This window comes from Paenibacillus sp. Y568 (assembly GCF_059445545.1).
In genome coordinates this window covers 1-19,518 of the sequence record NZ_JCAIUM010000020.1, presented here as the reverse complement: position 1 = coordinate 19,518, position 19,518 = coordinate 1, and the positions used below count along the sequence as shown (strand labels likewise).

Genomic DNA, 19,518 nt, shown 5'->3' with positions numbered 1-19,518 from the left:
TTTATTACACATTTATTGTACCTTTTAGCTAATATAAAGCCGAATATACCATTTGTCAACGCTTTCAAACTATTATATTGTAACACTTTATTTATTAAACCTTTTATTACAATAATATTGTAATAAACAATGCAAGTCCCTATCTCGAACTATAATAAAAGGACAAGCTTTCCTAAATACGGACCCAGTTATTAACCTAACATAAGAGAAACCATCATTTCGGTATGAAATGATGGTTTCTCTTATTCTTGCTCATCCATGGTATAGGATACACGCATGACCATATCCTGATCGTAATCTCCGAATTGTTTGCCGAAGAGATTCACGCCGCCTTTGTGAATCGCATCCGACTTGACTCCGATCCGAACCCGGAGGCTCGGACGCTGATTCAAATACAGATCATTCAATGTGACATCCGACACTTTTTGCATATCCAGCGTAGTTCGTTCCTGGTCGATGCGCCATGTCTTTAGCAATCCGTATTGAGTCGTCCAATCGAGCCACCATGACGGATTCAGCACGCCCCGTCGGTCTCCAAAGTCTCCAGGGCTGGTCCACATTCCGATTTCTGTTCCGTTCACCCATACTGAAATATCCGATGGCCAATCATTGTCATAATTGGGCGCCTCCGAGCACATCTCCATCGACAGTTCAATCGATTGAATCTTTGCATTTTGGGGGATCTCCAAGGGAAGCATATACTCCACATACCCTTTGCGGAACCAGATGATCTGAGCCGCCACGTGTTTCGGATGATAGAAACTGGCTGGTTCATCCTCTCTTACCAGCATTCCTTCATGTGTAGCCATCCCGCATGTCGGGTGAACCTCACAATCACCATAATGACCAATAGGCATCTCCACCTCATACAACTTCATTCCGTCCCTTGTTGATCGGACAATCGAATTTAACCCAATCAGAATATCGTCATAATTCCGGCTGCATACCTTCATGGCCCCGCGCACGGCCGGAAGTAGTTCGGTATTAATCAGTCTGGCCGCTTCGAGCACCTTCACGTTATTGGCGACCGTCGAAACTGGAAGCTGCAAAGCCTCGGCAATTTCGATAATATTCATGCTCCGTGTATTAAGAAGGCGAAGAATGTCGACTCTGGATCGCGTTGAAAGGGCGTGAGCGACCTGAACCAACTTATCCGCTTCGTGTATACCAACTTCTAGCATAAGAACCTCCTACGAAATTTACATACATCATCTCTTAAGTACCTTACTACAATAAACTGTATTAAAGCAATAATATTAAATATATCGAATAATCGTTAGCAGATAAGCATTTCTCCTGTGAAATCAGAAAAACCGACACCTAATATGCCGGTTTTCTTATACAATATAAACAATATTCCTGTAATAAAAACGATAGATAACTGTAAGATTTGATTAGTTATACCGAATCAGCAAATCAAACGGGTAACGTCCAGCATTACGGCCATACAAAGCGATCCCGCCATCCTCCGCTTGCAATTCCAGGCGGAAAGAACGGTTACGATCCAGCTTGGAAGCTAACTGACCCGGTACATTCACCTTGCACAAATAACCATAAGAACCTGCCTCGTCTAACTTGTTCGCAACCGCCTGATAATGCCATGACAATACCCCTCTACTATCGGCCGGGTCGTTCGGCAAATCAAATGAACCAATCCGTTTGCCATCAACTAGAACGTTGACTCGTGAAGGGTGACGCACATCATCGGTCATATAATACGTATTCGGATTATATTCCACTTTGGCATCAGCACCATGCATGGCGCTAATCCCCATCTCGTTGTCCTTTGCTCCTTCAACATTGCGCGCAAGCACTCGCTTAGCACCTGCTTCGAACATAATTTCGATCTCACCAATCATCTTCTTCTCCGTTGAATCCGGTAGAGTGACGTCATATACGAAGTGCCCTTCTTCAGCACCGTTGACTTTTCCACCCTGAATAGCTCCCCACTGGTGCTTAAAGGTTTGCTCTATAAAGTCCCCTACTGGAATACTTACATAATCACCTTCCCCTTCAAACACTCCGTCCTCTTTATCGCTTCTTACATCAAACGTAATGAAGTTGCGGGTAAGAACATCATCTATTTCATTGATCAGGGAAATGGCGAGCACTGCCACTGCGTCCTGACCGGGCATAGTAACGGTCAATGACGGAAGAGGAGTTACTCCGAAGCCGTCCCACTTCACAGGAATATGTCCGTGGTCAGCAACAACTCGGGTACCCATATTGTCGTACCACAGTTCCCACTTTAACTGAAGCACCCCTCCATGATGTTGATCACAGAAGCTAGATCGTAGCAAAGGAACATTGACTTTCATACCTGCGTCTACTGTTTGACATGGTGGTGCATCGATAACGATAAAATCCGGTGAATGCAGATCAGCAATGGTCATGCCAGGTACAAACGCATCATAACCAAAGTCTTTATCGGACCCGTCAAGCCGGTAATAGCCGTTGAACTCGTTCGTAACATCGCGGAATTCAGTAAATACGAACCCGCACAGCTTATCATGTCGACGGAATTCATTCATCATATAACGGTAATGCCATGCCAAATCACTGTCGCCTGCTCCACCATCAATACCCCAGACGTTGCCGCACTCGCTGTTCATTAGCGGTGCATCGGATTGTACGTTACCGCCGATACAGTTAAAGTCTGAACCCACATATGTTTTATCCATAACCTCATTTAGATGGGAACGAAGCTGATCATACCCATTAATGTACAAATGCCATGTATTGATATCCGATTCGACATGATCATAGTTGCACGGCGAGTTATCCTCAATAATCCGGGTTGGGTCAAGCTGCTTAGCCCAGTGATATTTCTCTCGGACCCACTCCTGTGTCTCCGGCAGATAACTGCTCTGTTGTCGTATGTCAGCCGTCACGCCCGCTTCTTTAGCATCCGTCTTCAGTCCCCAAGTCTCATTGAACATAACCCATGAGAAAATAGACGGATGATTATAGTCCCGCTCAATGATCTCAAGTGCTTCTCTTTCATAGGATGTACGCGCTTTTTCATCCGGGTTACCCCAGAAACAAGGCATATCTTCCATAACGAGAATACCTAGCTTATCGGCCCAATACAACTTACGTGGCTCCTCAGGCTTGATATGAATACGAACAAAATTCAACCCCAAACGTTTCATGAGATATATTTCATCCCGCATTTCTTCATCCGACGGGTAAGTGAAATAACCTGACTTGTTATAGGACTGGTCAAGGGTACCATTCAAATAAATGGGCTTGCCATTCAATGTAATCCAGCGATATCCGCGTTCTTCGAAGCGAACGGTTTGGATCTCACGAATTCCGAAATAAGTACTAACTGCATCTGTGCCAAAACCTCCTGATAACTGCAGTTCCCCTTCGTATAGATAAGGCGTGTTTGGACTCCACAACTGGGGATCATTCACTTTTAAAGAGCTCTTAATTTCATTCTCACCTGCTACAAGGTCTAGATTTACTCTATGCTGGATAGAACTCTCTGCAAATTGCAGCGTTAATTCTGCTGTTCCAGCTTCATGCGCTGTGATTCTTGCCGTCACTTCAACCTGTCCGTCAATGAAGGTTACAAATTTAGCATCCTTCACATACGTTTGCGGTCGGGATTCCAACCAAACCGGTTGCCATATCCCGCGAATCTCTCCATATCCCTGCTTGCCACGTGCCTGATCATCGTGATCGAAATCCTCTACTCTTACGACAATCGTATTCTCGCAATCAACTTGCCAGGACTGAGTAACTTCGAACTCAAATGAGCCGTAACCACCTTGATGAGAACCGACATGCATACCATTAATCCACACATCACAAGAATAATCTATGGCTCCAAAGCGCAGAAATAGTCGTGAACCTTGTACGAAAGGCTGCCAAGTCAGAGTACGGCGATACCAGCCTATCCCTTTAGTATCACTACCGATTCCAGATAGAGGACTTGCCCACGAAAAGGGAACCGTAATCAAGGAGTCGTAAGCGATTTCATGATTGGTATGCCATTGATTTCTAATGCCTTCATCGTTGGGGTCAAAACAAAATGACCACTGGCCGTTCAAGTTCATCCAATCCATACGTTGCCAATGCGGATGTGGATGTTCAGACCGAGGAATGTTCAGACTTTCAGAATTCAATACAGAAGTACTCATTACATGAACACAACCTTTCAAATGTGAAGTTGAGCCCATTTTAGCACCAGTATATGTTTTTCGCAATGTTTATTATAGTTTTACAATACTCAATCTTCATTGTACAATAAGCTCATTCCATCATTACGAAAAGGAAAACAATTTATGAGCGAAATAATACAAGAAAGTATTCGTTATCCAGCATCGCGTATCTTGGACGTAGCTAAGGCACTATCCGGAGATGTCCGTGTTCGTATACTTGAAGCACTTGGTGACAGGTCGATGAGTGTCAGTCAGTTAGCCGAGGTCCTTGGTGTAGCCCAACCCACGATTTCTATCAACGTACAAACACTGGAGCAGGTAAATCTGATCGTCTCCACACAGGGTGCGAACCGCGAGAAAATATGCTCGGTCACTTGCCGTGCTATCCAACTTGACCTTCCTTCGAAACCAGGAGAAGGACTACATCCAACAGAAGAGATACATATGCCCATCGGCATGTTCTCCAACTGTTCTATACAACCGTCCTGCGGCATGGCAGGAAAAGACGGGAGTGTTATCGGATCCCAGGATGATCCACGAGTATTCTATATGCCGGATCGAATCGATGCATCCCTACTATGGTTCGCAGAATCCGGTTATGTCGAATACTATTTCGCCAATCCTCTACCCCCAGGCGTCATACTGGATGAGATTCGTATATCGGCAGAACTATGTTCAGAAGCGCCCTCGTTCCGTGAGGATTGGGCAACTGATATTACCCTAACCATCAATGACCAGCTCGTCGGCATTTATACTTGTCCTTCCGACTTCGGTGATCGCAAAGGCAAGCTAACACCAGAACGATGGAAGAGTGGAACGGAATACGGTATGCTGACCGAATGGAGCATCTCAAGTAAAGGCAGTCAGATTAACCATGTTCCCTCTTCTCCAACAACTCTCGACATGCTCGATCTGGCTTTTAATAAACCTATTCGGCTCCGTTTCGAAATACGAGAGGATGCGGTTAACAGGCGCGGTCTCAATCTCTTCGGCAGCCATTTCGGTGACCATGCCCAGGATATCGTGCTCTCCTTTACTCGCCGTTCTGAACGTGAACGACCATAAGCCCTCCCCATCAGGACAGCAACGGCTGAAACGACATAGCGGAAAAAGTTAGATCGAGCCGTACCTACTTGGTACATGCAGGCATTCCATACGACAAAGGTAATAACAGTACAGAAGATAACATTGTATCCGACCACCTTTATAAAATATACCAAGCACTGATGACTTGGATAACCGACGCAGAATTTCACCCTCTATCTAACATTAGCCCCTCTTGCATTGTTCGCATTGAGGGGCTAATGTTCAGTCCATTCTACTTTTATCTAAGATAAGAGTCCATTCATTGTACTATTCAATCGTGACTTCATCGACATATACTAAAGCGTTACCCACTGGAGTAGTAGCCTTTGATGTAACTTCAATGCCAATCGCTTGCGTTAAATTACGATTCGCAATATTACTGATATCTAGTGTAAATGTCTTGAATCCATTGATATCTACAGTATGAAGCCGGAGAAGCACTCCATCCCCAATTACTACCACTTTGAGTAAACACTTCAACATTTACACCGCTAACGTCGCTTCCGTCAGTAGACACGACTTTGATCTTGAACGTAATCTTCGATGCATTTGATAAATCAGCTGAAGTCATCCGACGCAACTGAAATTGTCCATCATTCAGTGTGAAGTCAGCTTGCATCGAGTACATACCATCCGAATATACGATATCGCTCACGGAGAGATTCTTAGCCAGCGCTGTATTATATTTGTTATTATCATCAACATTAATAGTAAATTCTTGTAACGTCTTATCCTCAAATCCATAGACGGTAGCTTGAGGTGAGGTTACATTCTTCGGAGTCCGAACATCGTCAAGATACACAGTAGAAGTTCCTGTACCCGTGAATCCTTCGAACTTAAGACCAATTGCCTGAACAATACTAAGGTCCGGGATACCCGCTAGGTTCAATGAAATGGTTGTAAACCCCGTTTAATCCACATTAACCATACCACTGTCTGCCCATGCCCAACTCGTTCCTGTCTTGATGTACACACGCCCTTGTGCCGTACCATTCGACAACTTAACCTTCGTGCTGGACACGCCCGTATTAAAGTAGATGGAACTGCCACTTGTGTAGACAATGCATGCAGCACAGCAAGTGACACTCCTCTTACTTCAATTTTTGAGTCAGGTGCTTTTGGGACTCCAGAGCAAGACCATGCGTATATAACAAGAGACGCAAATAATACTGTTACAATTGATGTGGATTCAAGTAAATATCCGTTATAAAACTAGGGTTATCCTGTATCGCAAAATAACCCTAGCTTTTGAAATAATGTTGTTTATCTCTAAATTATGCAACAAATAACTATGTCTGAACGTTATTATTATAGTATTTAAATAAATTTAGACTGGAGGAGAATATTTTGAAATATAAATTACTTTTGCTTATTTCAGTGATCACGGCTTCAGTTATATTCTCGTCAGTACCAAATGCTAATGCTGCACAATCTGTAGTAAATGGTTCTGTTCTTTTAAATGGTCACCCACTAAGTTTTAATGCCAAACCGATTGTAGCAAATGGAAATACTATGGTCCCTGTCCGTCAGATTTTTGAATCTTTAGAAATGAAGGTGGATTGGAATGCCAAAACTAAAAATATAACTGCTACAAAAGATGATTTAACGATAAGAATGACTCTAGACAGTTTTAAGGCAAGTGTTAATGACAAAGAGTATACATTAACACAAACTCCGTTTAATTCTCCTGAAGGTACGGTATATGTGAATCTTAGATTTATAAGTGAAGCAGTTGGTGCAACAGTGAGCTGGGATAATATAAAGAAGATAGTAACAATTAATACAAAATAAACGAATTGTATATATCGAGGCCACTGAAAAAACTTTCGGTTTTATTCTCAGTGAACTTATGCAAGATTAAAACGGCGACTTTTCGTTCAATCTATGAACGGAAGGCCGCCTTTCTTTACCTCAAGTTATCTTTTTTCTGCCATTAAAGTTATGATTTGTATCAGACCCATCCACGACTCAAGATAATGTAAACGAAGATATTCTGTGACTTGGGCGTCCGACTCCGCCTTAAGCTTACTGAATTATCATGAACCTTTTTCTTCACCCGTCGGATTGCTATCTCAATCATTCCCGAACTAACTAGATTTTAAATGTACTTTTCCCAAATCAAGCTCACAATTCTCTAGGTACCAAGATAGACGGATTCATCGCATCCCCAAACTTAACTAGAGTTTTACAACAATTGCACTAGTAGTCCGTTCGGAGGTAATCCATATCAAACCACCAACCAAGAATACTGCCCCAACCATCTGCCATATGCCCACACTTTCCTTAAAAAACATATATCCCATCAGGACAGCAACGGCTGAAACGACATAGCGGAAAAAGTTAGATCGAGCGGTTCCTACTTGGTACATACAGGCATTCCATACGACAAAAGCAATAACAGTACAGAAGATGACATTGTAACCGACCACCAAATATTCGGTAGCGCCTAAGTTTGCCCATGCTACTTTTCCCCAGGATGATAGAGTTAGAGGGAACATGAATAGCGCACCAAAAAAAATATACCAAGTGCTTATACGCAAAGCTGAATATGTTCTCATAAGTGGCATGCATGACAGATTGAATAGTGCTCCGATGAAGCTGACGCCAAGCGCCATAAGATTTCCCACCATATGCTTGGAAGACCATTCAAACCCTGTACCCCCACTGATGATGAAATATACCCCAACCATAGCAATAGCACCCCCTGTCAGAAGTCGAGCGGTTACCTTCTCCTTCGTAATAAATGGAGCGAATAACGCTGCAAATATTGGCCAAGGTGCTACATTGAGCAGGGAGGCATTAGCCAACGTCGTATACTGAATGGAGTATAGCACCATAATCTCAAGCAACGTGATACCGACTAAACCGATACCCATTAACTTAATCAACACACCAAGAGGCAACCCAACACTTTTCTCCTTCATTTTAAGCAATATGAAAAAGAATGGAACAGCCAACGAGAACCTTAGAAATGCCAAAAGAACCGGATCAAAAACATCCATGGCCAGGCGTGACAACCCAAAGTTAAGTCCCCATATAGCCGATACCAATATAAGACCACCGTAGTACACACTCTTCTTCTGCAAGATGCTGCACCTCTTCGCTCTATATTTTTTCCTTATTATAACATCCATATGACAACACTCTACAGCTAATAGAAAAAAGCCAAAAAATCCGTATTCAGATTTCTTGGCTTGTGAATTAGTTCATTTCTTCAATTATACAACCCATATGTCTCATTCACATCTTGAATATAGATAATCCCGTTACCTGGCTCATCGATCTTGAGCTGTGTTCGTATAGCCTCTACGATCGCTTGGGTCTTATCTTCTTCCGATAGGATCATGACAATCTCTTTCTCCGGTTCGATATTCATAGAGAATAACTTACTAGTCTCATGGATGCCTGAACCCCTCGCGTTGATGATGGTCCCACCCCTAGCCCCTGCTTGGGTCGCTGCCTCAATCGCATACTCTGCTTTACCTTTATCTACTACCACTGTAATGTTGTGATACATGTGATCCCCTCCCTTTCTTCTTGCATTCCTAATTTCTTTTTTATATTTCCTAGCCCCTATAACGTTAGAGACCGATGTAGTAAATGCTATGCCGTGATTGGGTTTATCGAATTTGAACTCTTTATCCAGCTCATGGAGGACGCGAGTTCCCGTCTGTGTGTCTGAAATCATCCATACAATCTCTTTTCTCACATCAGATAATGCTAAGAATTGTAGAATTCGATTGTGTACCGTGCCTTTTCCAAGAAATACACTACCTCCCGAGATCCCATGTTGTTTAGCTATATGCAATACTTTGCTTCCCAATCCGAAATTCACGATAATGCAGACTAACTCAAGTTCTACGATTTCAGTTAGTTCCTCCACTGTTCTCTAGTCCTCCTTTTTTAGATTTCATTTTGAAAATAAATCCTAACACCTGTAAAGCAATAATAGGTGTCATTGCCACCATGGCAATCATGCCAAACCCATCTACTAACACATTAGCTCCATCGATGGATTCAGCCACACCTTGTGCAAATGCTAATATGAACGTAGCTGTCATTGGCCCAGAGGCGACGCCTCCTGAGTCGAAACCAATACCAACAAATAATTTCGGAACGAAGAACGTCATCGTCAGCGAGATGATATATCCAGGCAAGAGATAATGCCAGAGCTGAATTTCAGGAACAATAATTCGTAACATCGATAACGCAACGGCAAAGCCGACACCGATAGAGAGTGTAAACAGAATCACTTTTCTTTTGACATACCCGCTTGTTACATCCTCTACCTGATGCGTTAATACATAAACCGCAGGTTCGGCCAATATGGTCACCAGACCCAGAATGAATCCTATAATAATAACGTAAGCTTTATTGTTTAATGAAGCTAACGTATGTCCGAGTGCGGTCCCTACATCCATGAACCCGGCATATACACCACATAAGAATAGAACAAGGCCAATAAAGGTGAAGAATACGCCAGTAACTATTTTTCTAAAGGTTCTTCTGGACAATTTAAAGGAAAATTTCTGAAACACCATGAATATGAGTAAAATCGGAAGTAGTGCGATAAATACTTCTCCTGCGATCTTGGGAATTTCGTGGATAAATGGACCGATGATGGATGTGGAGGTTGAGGTGTGATGCTCTAAGCTGCCTGTAATTTTATCTGTCTTGGTCACAATACTCATAATCATCACCGATAGAATGGCTCCTGTCGATGCGATAGCAACTAATCCGAAGCTATCTTTCTCGGATGCTTTACTATCTTTCTTCAATACAGACACACCCATGGCAAGAGCCAGAATGAATGGAACGGTGAGTGCACCGGTGGTTGCACCCGACGCATCGAATGATATCGCTAGAAACTCCGGTGATGTAAATATCGCAATTGCGAAGATCATCAGATACAGGACCATCAATACTTTATACAAGGGGATGTTATACACAATTCTTATAAGACCTATGGCCAACATAATCGCGATTCCAACGGACACAATGGCCACAATACTTATCTTCGAGATCATTCCTGATGTAACCGTATCGACTTGTGCTGCGAGGACGTGTAAATCAGGTTCTGCAATCGAGATGAAGAAACCAAGTGCTAGACCGGCAACGACTACGATCCATATTTTGTTGGTCTTGGCGATCACGGATCCCATGGAGTTCCCTATCGGCGTAATGCCAATATCCACTCCAAATAAGAAGATAGATAAGCCAACCACAATAAACACTACACCGATCAGAAATCGGTAGATCAACATCGAATCCAGGGGTGCCAAGGTGAAATGTAAGATCAACACGATGAACGTAATAGGCAGAACGGCATACAGTACTTCTTTTAATTTTTCAAATAGCACATTCAAATCAAAGTCAGTCCCTTCTGTCAAATTGTCAATATATGATGATTTAATGTATTTCTTTAATCATAGTGATTTTTATGTGAGAATCATTGCCTATATACGCCTCTATCGCGAACTTAGTTGATACTAATATTTTCCGAAATGCAATAACCGATTATACTAAGCTTATAACCTCAACGTATCATCATACGCTGGTTGGTAAGCTCCTCCCAACACACTTTGCACACCAGAATAAGGTTCATCAGCTATTTGCCTAATATATATGGAAGGTGCTGTAATCATGCCAGTTAGAAAATTCGGTGTATTAAAATGTAAAGTTGTAGCTTACAAAGAGGAACGTGATGATCACGATCCCCATTTTCAAATTGAAGTGATCGACGGTCATAATACGCACTACAGAATTGCAGTGAACGTCATGTCTAGCTCTGACCAATCGGAAGTTCTCTATTTAGTCGATGAGCATTTCAATGCATCCGCGATCACATCTTTACCTGAGTTGAACCTAGGGTACACGCCCATTAACAAGAACAACCGAGACATTGCTCTAGATTATATCCGTAGCCCATTGCTCGACTCTTCAGCCATGCAACCTTTACCTCATCATATGACTGGACCAGATAATGATCTAAATGATCTCATGACCAAATATATTCAGAAAGCTATTGATGATGAAGCCACTCTATATGTCTACGGCTCTAGATGGGGTCCTGATGGCGCACGCGATTCAATATTTAGATTCAAACCCGGAAATGGCATGCACAATATTCATATGAATCAAGGAAATGTTGGACGTTGGAAGGGGGATAACGGAGCTTATCAAGACGGTGGATTACTCATCCAATTCATTGACAAGTGGGTTGGTATTTTCTTAGCTTTCTCGTCTCAATCTTGGTGTACCGATGACCATGGTCATCCAACAGAATTCTGTGATCACATGCAACAACGAACCGGAGAAGTCTGAAGATCCATTGATTCCTTCCAAGCATAAACGACCTCTCCGTCCTTTAGTGGCGAAGAAACGTTTAGCATTGAAATATAAGACTATTTATAAGCAGAAGTACTTATAAATTCTCATATTTCAAAAAAAAGGCCCACCTTGGTACGCATTGTAAAGAGGCGAGGTGGGATCTGTTACGGTTATTGTAATCAATATGTATTAATCTGTCTAATCATTCTTTTCATCAATCCTCACAAAATAATTCTCAATGACATCTACCAAATGATCGCTAATTAACGACCAACCTTTATCTTCTCTCCATATATCCAACTGGATTAATGACTGTAATGCCGTCTGTTTCCAAATGATATTCATCGTTTCTTACGTCTAGCTAACTGCTCTAACACTTCTTCCTTTGACAAGGACGGGTTATTGCCAATAATTGCTTCAAGTAAAAGCTTCTCTTCTTCATGATCTGTGACATCGTAATAAGGAGACTGGGTAACTTCCTCGATCTCAACCAGCATAAATTTGCATTTACCTACCTGAATATAAGCCTTTCCATGCGATAAAGCGCTAGATAGTTCTTCATTCTCAAGTTTGACGAGTTTCATTTGTTCTTACCTCCCATACTCAGAATCATCTACCACAAATGAAACAATAAGTTTAGAACTGAGAAGTCTTCTTGTAGTTATGGATATAAGTATTTCTTCACAGACCCTGACTACACGACAATGAGTTTTTTTAATAGAAGGTGTTGCAGTTGACTCGGTATCATGTAGCAACCTCAATGTTTATCGTTGCCTTCATTCCCATTGCGCTCATAACCGCTTCGATTTTCTCTGCAGTGGCTCCATAATACTCGTTACGCTCATCTCGGGACACCTGTGCATCGGATACTTCCAGCTTTCTAGCTAGATCGGATTGAGACATATTGATATATATTCGATAAGCAATGAGGTTTTTTCCTATGTCCGTAAACTTGTGAATTGGATTAAATGATCCTCTTTTTATTCTTTCATAATACTCCACTTCTTCATTTAATTGTTCGTGAGATGAAATTAACGGTTCAATTGCCATATCAATCTGCTCATCATTTAGACCCATTTCTTTAAAACGCATTTTTTCTTTCGCAATAAAATCCTTATCTTCCTTCAATTTTTCCTTTGCTTTTTGATAAGCTGCTTCATTTTTTATCAACTTACTCAGCTCCTCCTCTACTTAATTGGAATTAAATAAACAATATTGTTAACTTAACTAATAAGTTAAGTTAATTATAATCCAGTTATTATAAATGTAAATGATATCCTTATTCTGCTAAGGTAAGATAGCTTCAGGAAGGGACATTTTCACATCCTTCATTGACTCTTTCATATTCTCATACACTCGAAAGATCGATTGAAAGCTTACGACACACAAAAACCCGAGCCCCCATGTAACTATCACGGATTCCTCGGGTTATTCAAACCATGAGTATTCATATGGATGTCTATCTAACTGCTCTAACACATTTTCCACTGTCGTTATAATAACAAGTTCTCACTTACAAGTGGAACACACGCACCCCGAGTTAATTCACTGCAACAACCGGCCGTGCCTCAATGTATCCTCGATACCCCATGTTTCATCTCAGACATATGTTGTCATAAAACAAACCCATATTATTTATTGATATTAAGCCGTATAAGTCAGTTTTTAGGATAACATATGTCAGGTAAATTAACGTGTCTTAAACACGCCTTATCCGAAGTCTTCTAACTCACGACTAAAGTCACGAGTTTGCGAAAACTAGTAAATCAAAAGGAGTTCTTCCAACGATTTCTTTGAAAATTCTGGATGAATACCACGAAGAATATCCCGCTACATTAGAGAGCTGCTTAAGCGTAATCTCTTCATATATATGGCCATCAATATATTCCTGCATTTGTTGCACCGCCATGACGATTTCAGCCTGTTTCATCTTCTCACCTCCTTGGATCTATCCTAATTCAAAAGGAGAAGTCATTCTTGACTTGAATTGCTCTTATTCCATTTATCTATCTTCATTGATCCTTGTGACCGTGCCCCTTCAGTCATACAACAAACTCAATGCCTACAAGACATTGAGTTTGTTGTATGACTGATCTATATCGTGATTCAAGACTAGCGTCATCCGAATGTAGATTATGAATTATTTTCGAGACTAAATATTCTGTTCATTGATACCTCTAGATCTGCAAACACAACGGATTGGATCGTTTCCTGCTCCATATATAGTTTCCTCACAGCGTACGTACTATTGTGCAGTGCATAGACATGAACTGTTCGATTACCCGGGTCGACAATCCAATATTCCTGAACCCCATAATGTTGATATAAATTGAATTTCTCATTGAAATCCTTGAGTGCGGTGGAGGGTGACAATACCTCTACGATCAATGAAGGCGCGCCGTGACAGCCCTTTTTGGATATTTGATCTTTGGAGCAAACAACCGAGAGATCTGGCTGCGTGATATGATCAGGTGAAGTGTACTCATCATTTTCGCTAAAATAGACGTCAAAAGGAGCAACAAATACATAACAATTCCGATTTTGAAAAAAAGTCCGTAGGGCAAAATGAAGCTCTCCCACAATAAATTGATGTAAAGAGGTTGGTGCAGGAGACATATTATATGCTCTGCCATGAATTAGCTCCCAGGTTCCGTCCCATGTTAGCCATTCTTCATACGTATGAGGTTTCTTCTCATCTGGTTTTGACACAATATTTGACCTCCTCTTATAAATCATATTTTATCCATTGTAGCATGGCTAACCAGGTTAGTGCTCCTACTTCGAGTTTTCACATCAACCAAGTCTTTTAAACAATAACAATCAGTAGATTACACTCTAGACAATTCATCTCTGAATGCTGGTCTATTGGCATAATGGTTGAACAGTTTCTGCTCGATCTCAGATGCCTGCTCTTTCCCACCCACTTTCTTCAACCTCCGAATAATCGCACATACGCTTTGATAATCCTTCCTGTTCCTTGCATATGAAGCAGCTTGCTCAATGTATTGCCCGTAAACCCTGTAAACCTCTTCCTTGAATTCAGGAATAAGGTGACTATATAGCGTCTCTACCGATGAGGGTCTTCCTTTAACATACTCAAGAAGTTTGAGTCGCTCGCCTTCCTCGATCAGGATGTAGGTATATACGTCATCAGAATTCCACTTCTGATTCTCCAATAGAAGAATGATTTGAGGATAGATAGAGAGCCATTCTTGTGTATTATATGTGTTCTTCAATTTATTGTAGTATTCTGTACTGCCATTTAATATGAAATCCATTGCCAACGCTCGTTGTTCCTCAAGCTTCCCTGCGAGATGAAATGCTGTATACCGATATTTCTTCCATTGATTTAAAAGACCCGGCCAGCATGCATCCTTCTGTTCTCCATCAAGAGTAAGTTTAATGACGTAGTCATACTCCTTATTCTCCAATGCTATCTCTATCGCCATTACTCTAAACTTCGAATAGTGAAGGTTCTGTTCTATAAATTCCTGTGCTTTTATCAGCCCATCATGTTCCTGAATCATATGATATCTGATTAGATTTATCTTTTCCGTTAAGTAATTGACACTCCACGAATCTCCTTCTCCACTGTTTATGATGGATAGTAAATGTTGTTCTAATGTATTCCTTAAGTCCGGAGTATCCGCAAGTTCAGAACATCTTACAAGAATGTCTAGCTTCCAATCCACCCAATCCCCATATCGTCTATGGGTTGATTCTGCGATCAACTTCTCGAAAATATGTTCTTTGTCCACTAAACTTAATTCCTTATTGGCTGTAATCTCACTCATAAAAGCAAGACTTTCCCCTATGACTTCTCCAATTACACCATCGGAATCATCTGCTCTCTGTAGCAGCTCCATCATTTCATGAATGACGCAAAGTGCAAGTTCTATAGCGTGTATGTTGTTATTCTGTACACATGCAACCCGAGCCTTATCCAGAATCATATCTGCTCCCTTAGTAGCAGCACTGATACCTCTATAGGATACAAATCCATATCTATCGGAATTATTACTTATATAGGTTCGGATAAGGTCAATTGCCTGAGCGATTTCATCTTCATCTTGCTCATAATTGAAATTCAACGCAATACGATACCTAATTTCCTCATACTCAGATGCAATATCTAGCAGAAATTCCACAAGCTCATCTTTTGTCATGTTAGTTAATGTCTGTTTGATATCAGGAATCTTTCCTTGTTTGAACACGGGAGATTTAATGGTACCTTCAGAGTCTATACTTTCTTTCAGATCACGCAAAGCAAGAAACACAGCTACCTGATGCTTACAATACTCACCCATATCGTACGGGCAATTACACAGAGTTGCGATTATGTCATCATTATGATCAAGTTTAACTCTAACATTGTAAAGATCCGTGCCTTCAACTTGCGCCTCATAGACATTGTCCTCCGTTAGCTGGACTGATGCTATATATTCATTCTCGTAATAGTCATACCCTCTTGCAAATATTTTATTATCAATATCGTTCTCAATACTATAAAGATTCATATGATCAGCTCCATCTCTCGATCTTACTCATTTCCTTCTTCAATAAATCTATAGGTTCTGCATAGCCAAGTGATCCACACATCAACCGACCAGTCCATTTATTAAGTTCTACTAAATTCAAAGTTTCACTGGGTATGTGTTCTTCAATTTCCCAAGATATATGAATATGGAATTCTTTGATTTGACTGAGGATACTTCGATCATGCGTCTTGGTATAACTCACTTCACCACAATTGGCTATATAGGTATCTACTTGTTTCTCCGAGAAACCCTCTGCGAGGAATGTTTCATGTATAGCATCTAGAACAATACGGTCAAATTTTTTAAAATGTTCAGCCTTTAATCCGTATAACACAATACAGTATCGCGTCTGATTGTTCATGAGAATAACGCCTTTTCTTCGATCGAACATAAATAGATTACCATGCCATTCATAGAATGGCTCACGCTTAATCGGCGTAATATCATTTGTCTTTATTTTCATAGCATCCGCTAGTTTTTTAGTGCATTCTATAAACATATCTTCACCTTGCCCTTATGTATGAATTGTAATATTGTAATTGTTATCTTTTCAATAGTAGCATGTATTCTAAACTGGAGACTACTTGATCCCTAGTCCTTTTATTCAATCAAAAAAATTTATGTATTTCCCCGCACCTTTATTAGCGTTCCATTAGTAATCTCTCTGCATAACACAAAAAAATCGAGGAACCCATATCATGGATTCCTCGGCGGTTAATTATAGTAATCGTTATGAAGCATTCGTGCGAACAAGACCTTTCTACATCTGTAGTCTGTTATAACCGATCCCTTCCTAATCCACTAATCGAATCAAGCTATATTTCTTCTTACCCTTACGAATGATGATAAACCGACCATCAAATGATTGGTCTGCAGTTACTTCCGTGTTAACATCCTCTACTTTTTCACCATTCATCGAAATGGCTCCGTTATTAATATCTTCTCTTGCCTGACGCTTAGAAGGTTCGATTCCTAGATCTACTAGCCAGTCCACGATGTTCTTCGTTTCTTTGGTTGCTTCGAATGTAGGCATTTCTTTGAACCCTTGCTCTATTTCATCGGCTGTTAATGATTTAATATCTCCACTGAATAAGGCTTGTGAGATTTTGATCGCTTGCGCTAATGCTTCTTCGCTATGAACGAATTTCGTCATTTCTTCAGCAAGTACCTTTTGCGCTTCACGTTTACCTGGATCTGTTGTAACCTTATTCTCTAATTCTTCAATCTCTTCTTTCGTTAAGAACGTGAAGAATTTCAGGTATTTCACGACATCACGATCATCTTGATTCAACCAGAATTGGTAGAACTCATAAGGTGATGTCTGAGCAGGATCTAGCCAGATTGCTCCGCCTGCAGATTTACCGAACTTCGTACCATCTGCCTTCAACATTAAAGGAATCGTTAATCCGAATGCCTTCGCTTCTGAACCTTCTTTTTTCCGAATCAAATCTAGACCACTCGTAATGTTACCCCATTGATCCGATCCACCAATCTGTAATTGAACGCCTTCTTCAGCATACAAGTGGTGGTAGTCCATGGACTGGAGAATCTGGTAAGTGAATTCTGTAAAAGAAATCCCACTATCTAGACGGCTAGATACCACATCTTTGGCCAGCATCGCATTGATACTGAAGTTCTTCCCATAGTCACGCAAGAAATCGATAATATTGATGGAATGAGTCCAGTCGTAGTTGTTGACCATTTTCAACTGAGCATCATTATCCGTAACGAATAACTTCTTCATCTGAGCTGTTAGGGCGTTCACATTGTCTTGGACTTGCTCTAATGTCTGTAATTGGCGTTCGGATGAACGTCCACTTGGATCACCAATAGTTCCTGTTGCTCCACCAATCAGAATAACAGGTATGTGTCCGAAGGCTTGGAATCTCTTCAACATCATGAATGGAATTAAATGTCCAATATGCATGCTATCTCCGGTTGGATCGACACCACAGTACAAGGAAATCTTCTTCTCACTAACTAATTCACGCAAACCCTCTGCATCTGTCTGTTGGTTAATCGCACCGCGCCATTCTAATTCATCAATAATATTCATGTTACTCATGATCATCCATCCCCTTTATAAGTCTTGGTCCATCCATATGCATACAATAAAATGCAAAAATCGCCCCCATGTCTACAATAGACATAGGGACGATATAATAACCGTGTTACCACCCAAATTGCATAAACAGTGCTGCCACTATTCATACCACTCATAGCCCTATTATCGTTGGCTAGTCCGCTTAGTGTTACCTAAGATACTCCGGAGTGTAATTCACGAGACTGTTTGTGCTAGGTCACATCGACCCCTAGCTTTCTGATGAACAGTGACAGCCTGCTACTAATTCCTTCAACGTATACCGTGTATTAGATTAAAATCAGTATAGAGAATGACAAGTCTATTGTCAATTATTTAAGAAATCAACTTAGCTTTGAGTGTCTACCAAGAACAACGTTTAGCTTACATGCGACTCTATCATGATTCAATAACGCTTGAGAATATCTATGATGATTATCCAGTGTTACTTCGATTCATTCATCCCTTGTCATGGTCACCCCGTTCAGCGTACAATCAAATTATTCAGATCCTACAAAGGGGTTGTGTTTATGAGTTTCTTAAAAGGACTTGGTCAAGTCGCAGGTGAAGTTACAGGCAAAGTGATCGGTGGAAGTGTCCGCGTCGTTGGCGAGCTTACCGGTAGCCCTTTCGTTAAGGAAATCGGTGATAGTGTGGAGAAGGCTTCGATTATTGCAGGTACGACGGCAGGTGACCTAGCTAGTGGTGTTTATGACACAACGGCAGGGCTCATCACTAACAATGACCAACAATCAAGTAATGGAATGAAAGATATCGGTGGTGCCCTTTCTACAACAGCTAAAGGTGTAGTCGGTGCTGTGAAATATACCTATGTCAATGGTAAAGAAGTTGTACAAGGTTTATCCGAAGAGGATTATGAGAAAGTCAAAGAAGGTGCCAAAGGGTTAATTAAAGTGGCTGCGGTGGGTACGTTGGCTGTTGGCGTATTGGACATCGTGGATGGTCCGGATGGCGTAGATCAGGCGTAGTGCATCCATGGAGTGAAACTTATCCTTTCCTGTGAAAGTCTTTTTTGGATAAACCCAACTTTCATTGTAGGGGGGCGGACGTAAAGCCATGTTTATTTCTTATGTAAAAAGAACTGCTCTTTGCAGTTCTTTTTGTTTAGATTTCCACAATTTCAGTTACCGGGAGGTCTTTATCGGGGCTGATTTCATTTTAAAGGGAAGATTGGACCACCGTCAAGAAAGTAGACACTCCGTTAAGAAATTTATTATGCATTCTTCTTCTTTTGAAAGAGCGCAGCAAAGCGAACCGGCGATAAATAACCAAGTTTACTGTGGATACGTTTACG

General features: G+C 41.1%; 20 protein-coding genes, 1 pseudogene and 1 other annotated feature. Of the genes and pseudogenes, 5 read left to right on the top strand and 16 right to left on the bottom strand.

Features of this window, described 5'->3' with window-relative positions; translation table 11 throughout:
- Nucleotides 1-242 precede the first annotated feature (242 nt).
- Together AC1D7X_RS21875 and AC1D7X_RS21870 are read right to left on the bottom strand one after the other, a co-directional pair.
- The gene (locus AC1D7X_RS21875) at nucleotides 243-1,181 is read right to left on the bottom strand and encodes an ArsR/SmtB family transcription factor (RefSeq protein ID WP_495476124.1); all 939 of its coding nucleotides are present in this window, start codon (nucleotides 1,179-1,181) and stop codon (nucleotides 243-245) included.
- Nucleotides 1,182-1,394: 213 nt separating this feature from the next.
- Nucleotides 1,395-4,148: a glycoside hydrolase family 2 protein gene (locus tag AC1D7X_RS21870; protein WP_495476123.1), complete on the bottom strand. Its 2,754-nt coding sequence runs from the start codon at nucleotides 4,146-4,148 to the stop codon at nucleotides 1,395-1,397.
- A gap of 144 nt (nucleotides 4,149-4,292) precedes the next feature.
- Between AC1D7X_RS21870 and AC1D7X_RS21865 the strand changes: the two genes are divergently transcribed.
- Nucleotides 4,293-5,234 (top strand): ArsR/SmtB family transcription factor, encoded by a 942-nt coding sequence (locus tag AC1D7X_RS21865; protein ID WP_495476122.1) that lies wholly within the window; start codon nucleotides 4,293-4,295, stop codon nucleotides 5,232-5,234.
- A gap of 288 nt (nucleotides 5,235-5,522) precedes the next feature.
- On the opposite strand, the gene AC1D7X_RS21860 is transcribed toward AC1D7X_RS21865, so the two are convergent.
- From AC1D7X_RS21860 to AC1D7X_RS21850, 3 genes and pseudogenes are all read right to left on the bottom strand, one after another.
- Entirely contained in the window at nucleotides 5,523-5,696 is a 174-nt protein-coding gene (locus tag AC1D7X_RS21860; RefSeq protein WP_495476121.1) for a hypothetical protein, read from the bottom strand.
- Nucleotides 5,632-6,057, bottom strand: a complete 426-nt coding sequence (locus tag AC1D7X_RS21855) for a hypothetical protein (RefSeq protein WP_495476154.1) — start codon at nucleotides 6,055-6,057, stop codon at nucleotides 5,632-5,634. The genes AC1D7X_RS21860 and AC1D7X_RS21855 overlap by 65 nt, the downstream gene beginning before the upstream one ends.
- A pseudogene (locus AC1D7X_RS21850) lies at nucleotides 6,055-6,276 on the bottom strand (glycosyl hydrolase); the annotation flags it as partial. The gene AC1D7X_RS21855 and the pseudogene AC1D7X_RS21850, both read right to left, overlap by 3 nt.
- Before the next feature lie 326 nt (nucleotides 6,277-6,602).
- Between AC1D7X_RS21850 and AC1D7X_RS21845 the strand changes: the two are divergent.
- Nucleotides 6,603-7,046, top strand: coding sequence for a copper amine oxidase N-terminal domain-containing protein (locus AC1D7X_RS21845; protein ID WP_495476120.1), 444 nt, complete (start codon nucleotides 6,603-6,605; stop codon nucleotides 7,044-7,046).
- A gap of 386 nt (nucleotides 7,047-7,432) precedes the next feature.
- Here the strand turns inward: AC1D7X_RS21845 and AC1D7X_RS21840 are convergent, their stop codons facing one another.
- The 3 genes from AC1D7X_RS21840 to AC1D7X_RS21830 form a co-directional block, all read right to left on the bottom strand.
- Nucleotides 7,433-8,341 (bottom strand): DMT family transporter, encoded by a 909-nt coding sequence (locus tag AC1D7X_RS21840; protein ID WP_495476119.1) that lies wholly within the window; start codon nucleotides 8,339-8,341, stop codon nucleotides 7,433-7,435.
- Between the two features lie 128 nt (nucleotides 8,342-8,469).
- Complete coding sequence (locus AC1D7X_RS21835) at nucleotides 8,470-9,138, bottom strand: P-II family nitrogen regulator (protein WP_495476118.1); 669 nt, start codon at nucleotides 9,136-9,138, stop codon at nucleotides 8,470-8,472.
- The gene (locus AC1D7X_RS21830) at nucleotides 9,122-10,615 is read right to left on the bottom strand and encodes a DUF1538 domain-containing protein (RefSeq protein WP_495476153.1); all 1,494 of its coding nucleotides are present in this window, start codon (nucleotides 10,613-10,615) and stop codon (nucleotides 9,122-9,124) included. Before AC1D7X_RS21830 ends, AC1D7X_RS21835 begins: the two co-directional genes overlap by 17 nt.
- Nucleotides 10,616-10,898: 283 nt before the next feature.
- Between AC1D7X_RS21830 and AC1D7X_RS21825 the strand changes: the two genes are divergently transcribed.
- Nucleotides 10,899-11,579, top strand: coding sequence for a DUF2278 family protein (locus AC1D7X_RS21825; protein ID WP_495476117.1), 681 nt, complete (start codon nucleotides 10,899-10,901; stop codon nucleotides 11,577-11,579).
- A 204-nt stretch (nucleotides 11,580-11,783) separates the two neighbouring features.
- Here the strand turns inward: AC1D7X_RS21825 and AC1D7X_RS21820 are convergent, their stop codons facing one another.
- The 8 genes from AC1D7X_RS21820 to tyrS all read right to left on the bottom strand — a co-directional run bounded on the left by AC1D7X_RS21820 (nucleotide 11,784) and on the right by tyrS (nucleotide 18,179).
- Nucleotides 11,784-11,930, bottom strand: coding sequence for a hypothetical protein (locus AC1D7X_RS21820; protein WP_495457977.1), 147 nt, complete (start codon nucleotides 11,928-11,930; stop codon nucleotides 11,784-11,786).
- Nucleotides 11,927-12,169 (bottom strand): hypothetical protein, encoded by a 243-nt coding sequence (locus tag AC1D7X_RS21815; RefSeq protein ID WP_495457976.1) that lies wholly within the window; start codon nucleotides 12,167-12,169, stop codon nucleotides 11,927-11,929. The genes AC1D7X_RS21820 and AC1D7X_RS21815 overlap by 4 nt, the downstream gene beginning before the upstream one ends.
- Before the next feature lie 160 nt (nucleotides 12,170-12,329).
- Nucleotides 12,330-12,755 (bottom strand): helix-turn-helix domain-containing protein, encoded by a 426-nt coding sequence (locus AC1D7X_RS21810; RefSeq protein ID WP_495476116.1) that lies wholly within the window; start codon nucleotides 12,753-12,755, stop codon nucleotides 12,330-12,332.
- Between the two features lie 571 nt (nucleotides 12,756-13,326).
- Nucleotides 13,327-13,515 (bottom strand): hypothetical protein, encoded by a 189-nt coding sequence (locus AC1D7X_RS21805; RefSeq protein ID WP_495476115.1) that lies wholly within the window; start codon nucleotides 13,513-13,515, stop codon nucleotides 13,327-13,329.
- A gap of 203 nt (nucleotides 13,516-13,718) precedes the next feature.
- On the bottom strand, nucleotides 13,719-14,294 hold the full coding sequence (locus AC1D7X_RS21800; RefSeq protein ID WP_495476114.1) for a Uma2 family endonuclease: 576 nt from the start codon (nucleotides 14,292-14,294) through the stop codon (nucleotides 13,719-13,721).
- A 119-nt stretch (nucleotides 14,295-14,413) separates the two neighbouring features.
- Nucleotides 14,414-16,102: an SWIM zinc finger family protein gene (locus tag AC1D7X_RS21795; RefSeq protein ID WP_495476113.1), complete on the bottom strand. Its 1,689-nt coding sequence runs from the start codon at nucleotides 16,100-16,102 to the stop codon at nucleotides 14,414-14,416.
- A gap of 4 nt (nucleotides 16,103-16,106) precedes the next feature.
- A complete protein-coding gene (locus tag AC1D7X_RS21790) occupies nucleotides 16,107-16,622 on the bottom strand; it encodes a DUF6933 domain-containing protein (protein ID WP_495457971.1) in 516 nt (171 codons plus the stop codon).
- A 294-nt stretch (nucleotides 16,623-16,916) separates the two neighbouring features.
- On the bottom strand, nucleotides 16,917-18,179 hold the full coding sequence (gene tyrS, locus AC1D7X_RS21785) for a tyrosine--tRNA ligase (protein ID WP_495458061.1): 1,263 nt from the start codon (nucleotides 18,177-18,179) through the stop codon (nucleotides 16,917-16,919).
- 91 nt (nucleotides 18,180-18,270) lie between these two features.
- Nucleotides 18,271-18,489 (bottom strand) — a binding site (T-box leader).
- Between the two features lie 244 nt (nucleotides 18,490-18,733).
- Between tyrS and AC1D7X_RS21780 the strand changes: the two genes are divergently transcribed.
- Together AC1D7X_RS21780 and AC1D7X_RS21775 are read left to right on the top strand one after the other, a co-directional pair.
- Nucleotides 18,734-19,192: a hypothetical protein gene (locus AC1D7X_RS21780; protein WP_495476112.1), complete on the top strand. Its 459-nt coding sequence runs from the start codon at nucleotides 18,734-18,736 to the stop codon at nucleotides 19,190-19,192.
- 88 nt (nucleotides 19,193-19,280) lie between these two features.
- Nucleotides 19,281-19,518, top strand: a 238-nt coding sequence (locus AC1D7X_RS21775) for a hypothetical protein (protein ID WP_495476111.1), incomplete at its 3' end; no start/stop codon positions are given.

Bases quoted from the DNA above. Each gene is read 5' to 3' on its own strand.
- AC1D7X_RS21875 (WP_495476124.1), bottom strand. From the start codon at position 1,181: ATGCTAGAAGTTGGTATACACGAAGCGGATAAGTTGGTTCAGGTCGCT.
- AC1D7X_RS21870 (WP_495476123.1), bottom strand. From the start codon at position 4,148: ATGAGTACTTCTGTATTGAATTCTGAAAGTCTGAACATTCCTCGGTCT.
- AC1D7X_RS21865 (WP_495476122.1), top strand. From the start codon at position 4,293: ATGAGCGAAATAATACAAGAAAGTATTCGTTATCCAGCATCGCGTATC.
- AC1D7X_RS21825 (WP_495476117.1), top strand. From the start codon at position 10,899: ATGCCAGTTAGAAAATTCGGTGTATTAAAATGTAAAGTTGTAGCTTAC.
- AC1D7X_RS21820 (WP_495457977.1), bottom strand. From the start codon at position 11,930: ATGAATATCATTTGGAAACAGACGGCATTACAGTCATTAATCCAGTTG.
- AC1D7X_RS21815 (WP_495457976.1), bottom strand. From the start codon at position 12,169: ATGAAACTCGTCAAACTTGAGAATGAAGAACTATCTAGCGCTTTATCG.
- AC1D7X_RS21805 (WP_495476115.1), bottom strand. From the start codon at position 13,515: ATGAAACAGGCTGAAATCGTCATGGCGGTGCAACAAATGCAGGAATAT.
- AC1D7X_RS21795 (WP_495476113.1), bottom strand. From the start codon at position 16,102: ATGAATCTTTATAGTATTGAGAACGATATTGATAATAAAATATTTGCA.
- AC1D7X_RS21790 (WP_495457971.1), bottom strand. From the start codon at position 16,622: ATGTTTATAGAATGCACTAAAAAACTAGCGGATGCTATGAAAATAAAG.
- tyrS (WP_495458061.1), bottom strand. From the start codon at position 18,179: ATGAATATTATTGATGAATTAGAATGGCGCGGTGCGATTAACCAACAG.
- AC1D7X_RS21780 (WP_495476112.1), top strand. From the start codon at position 18,734: ATGAGTTTCTTAAAAGGACTTGGTCAAGTCGCAGGTGAAGTTACAGGC.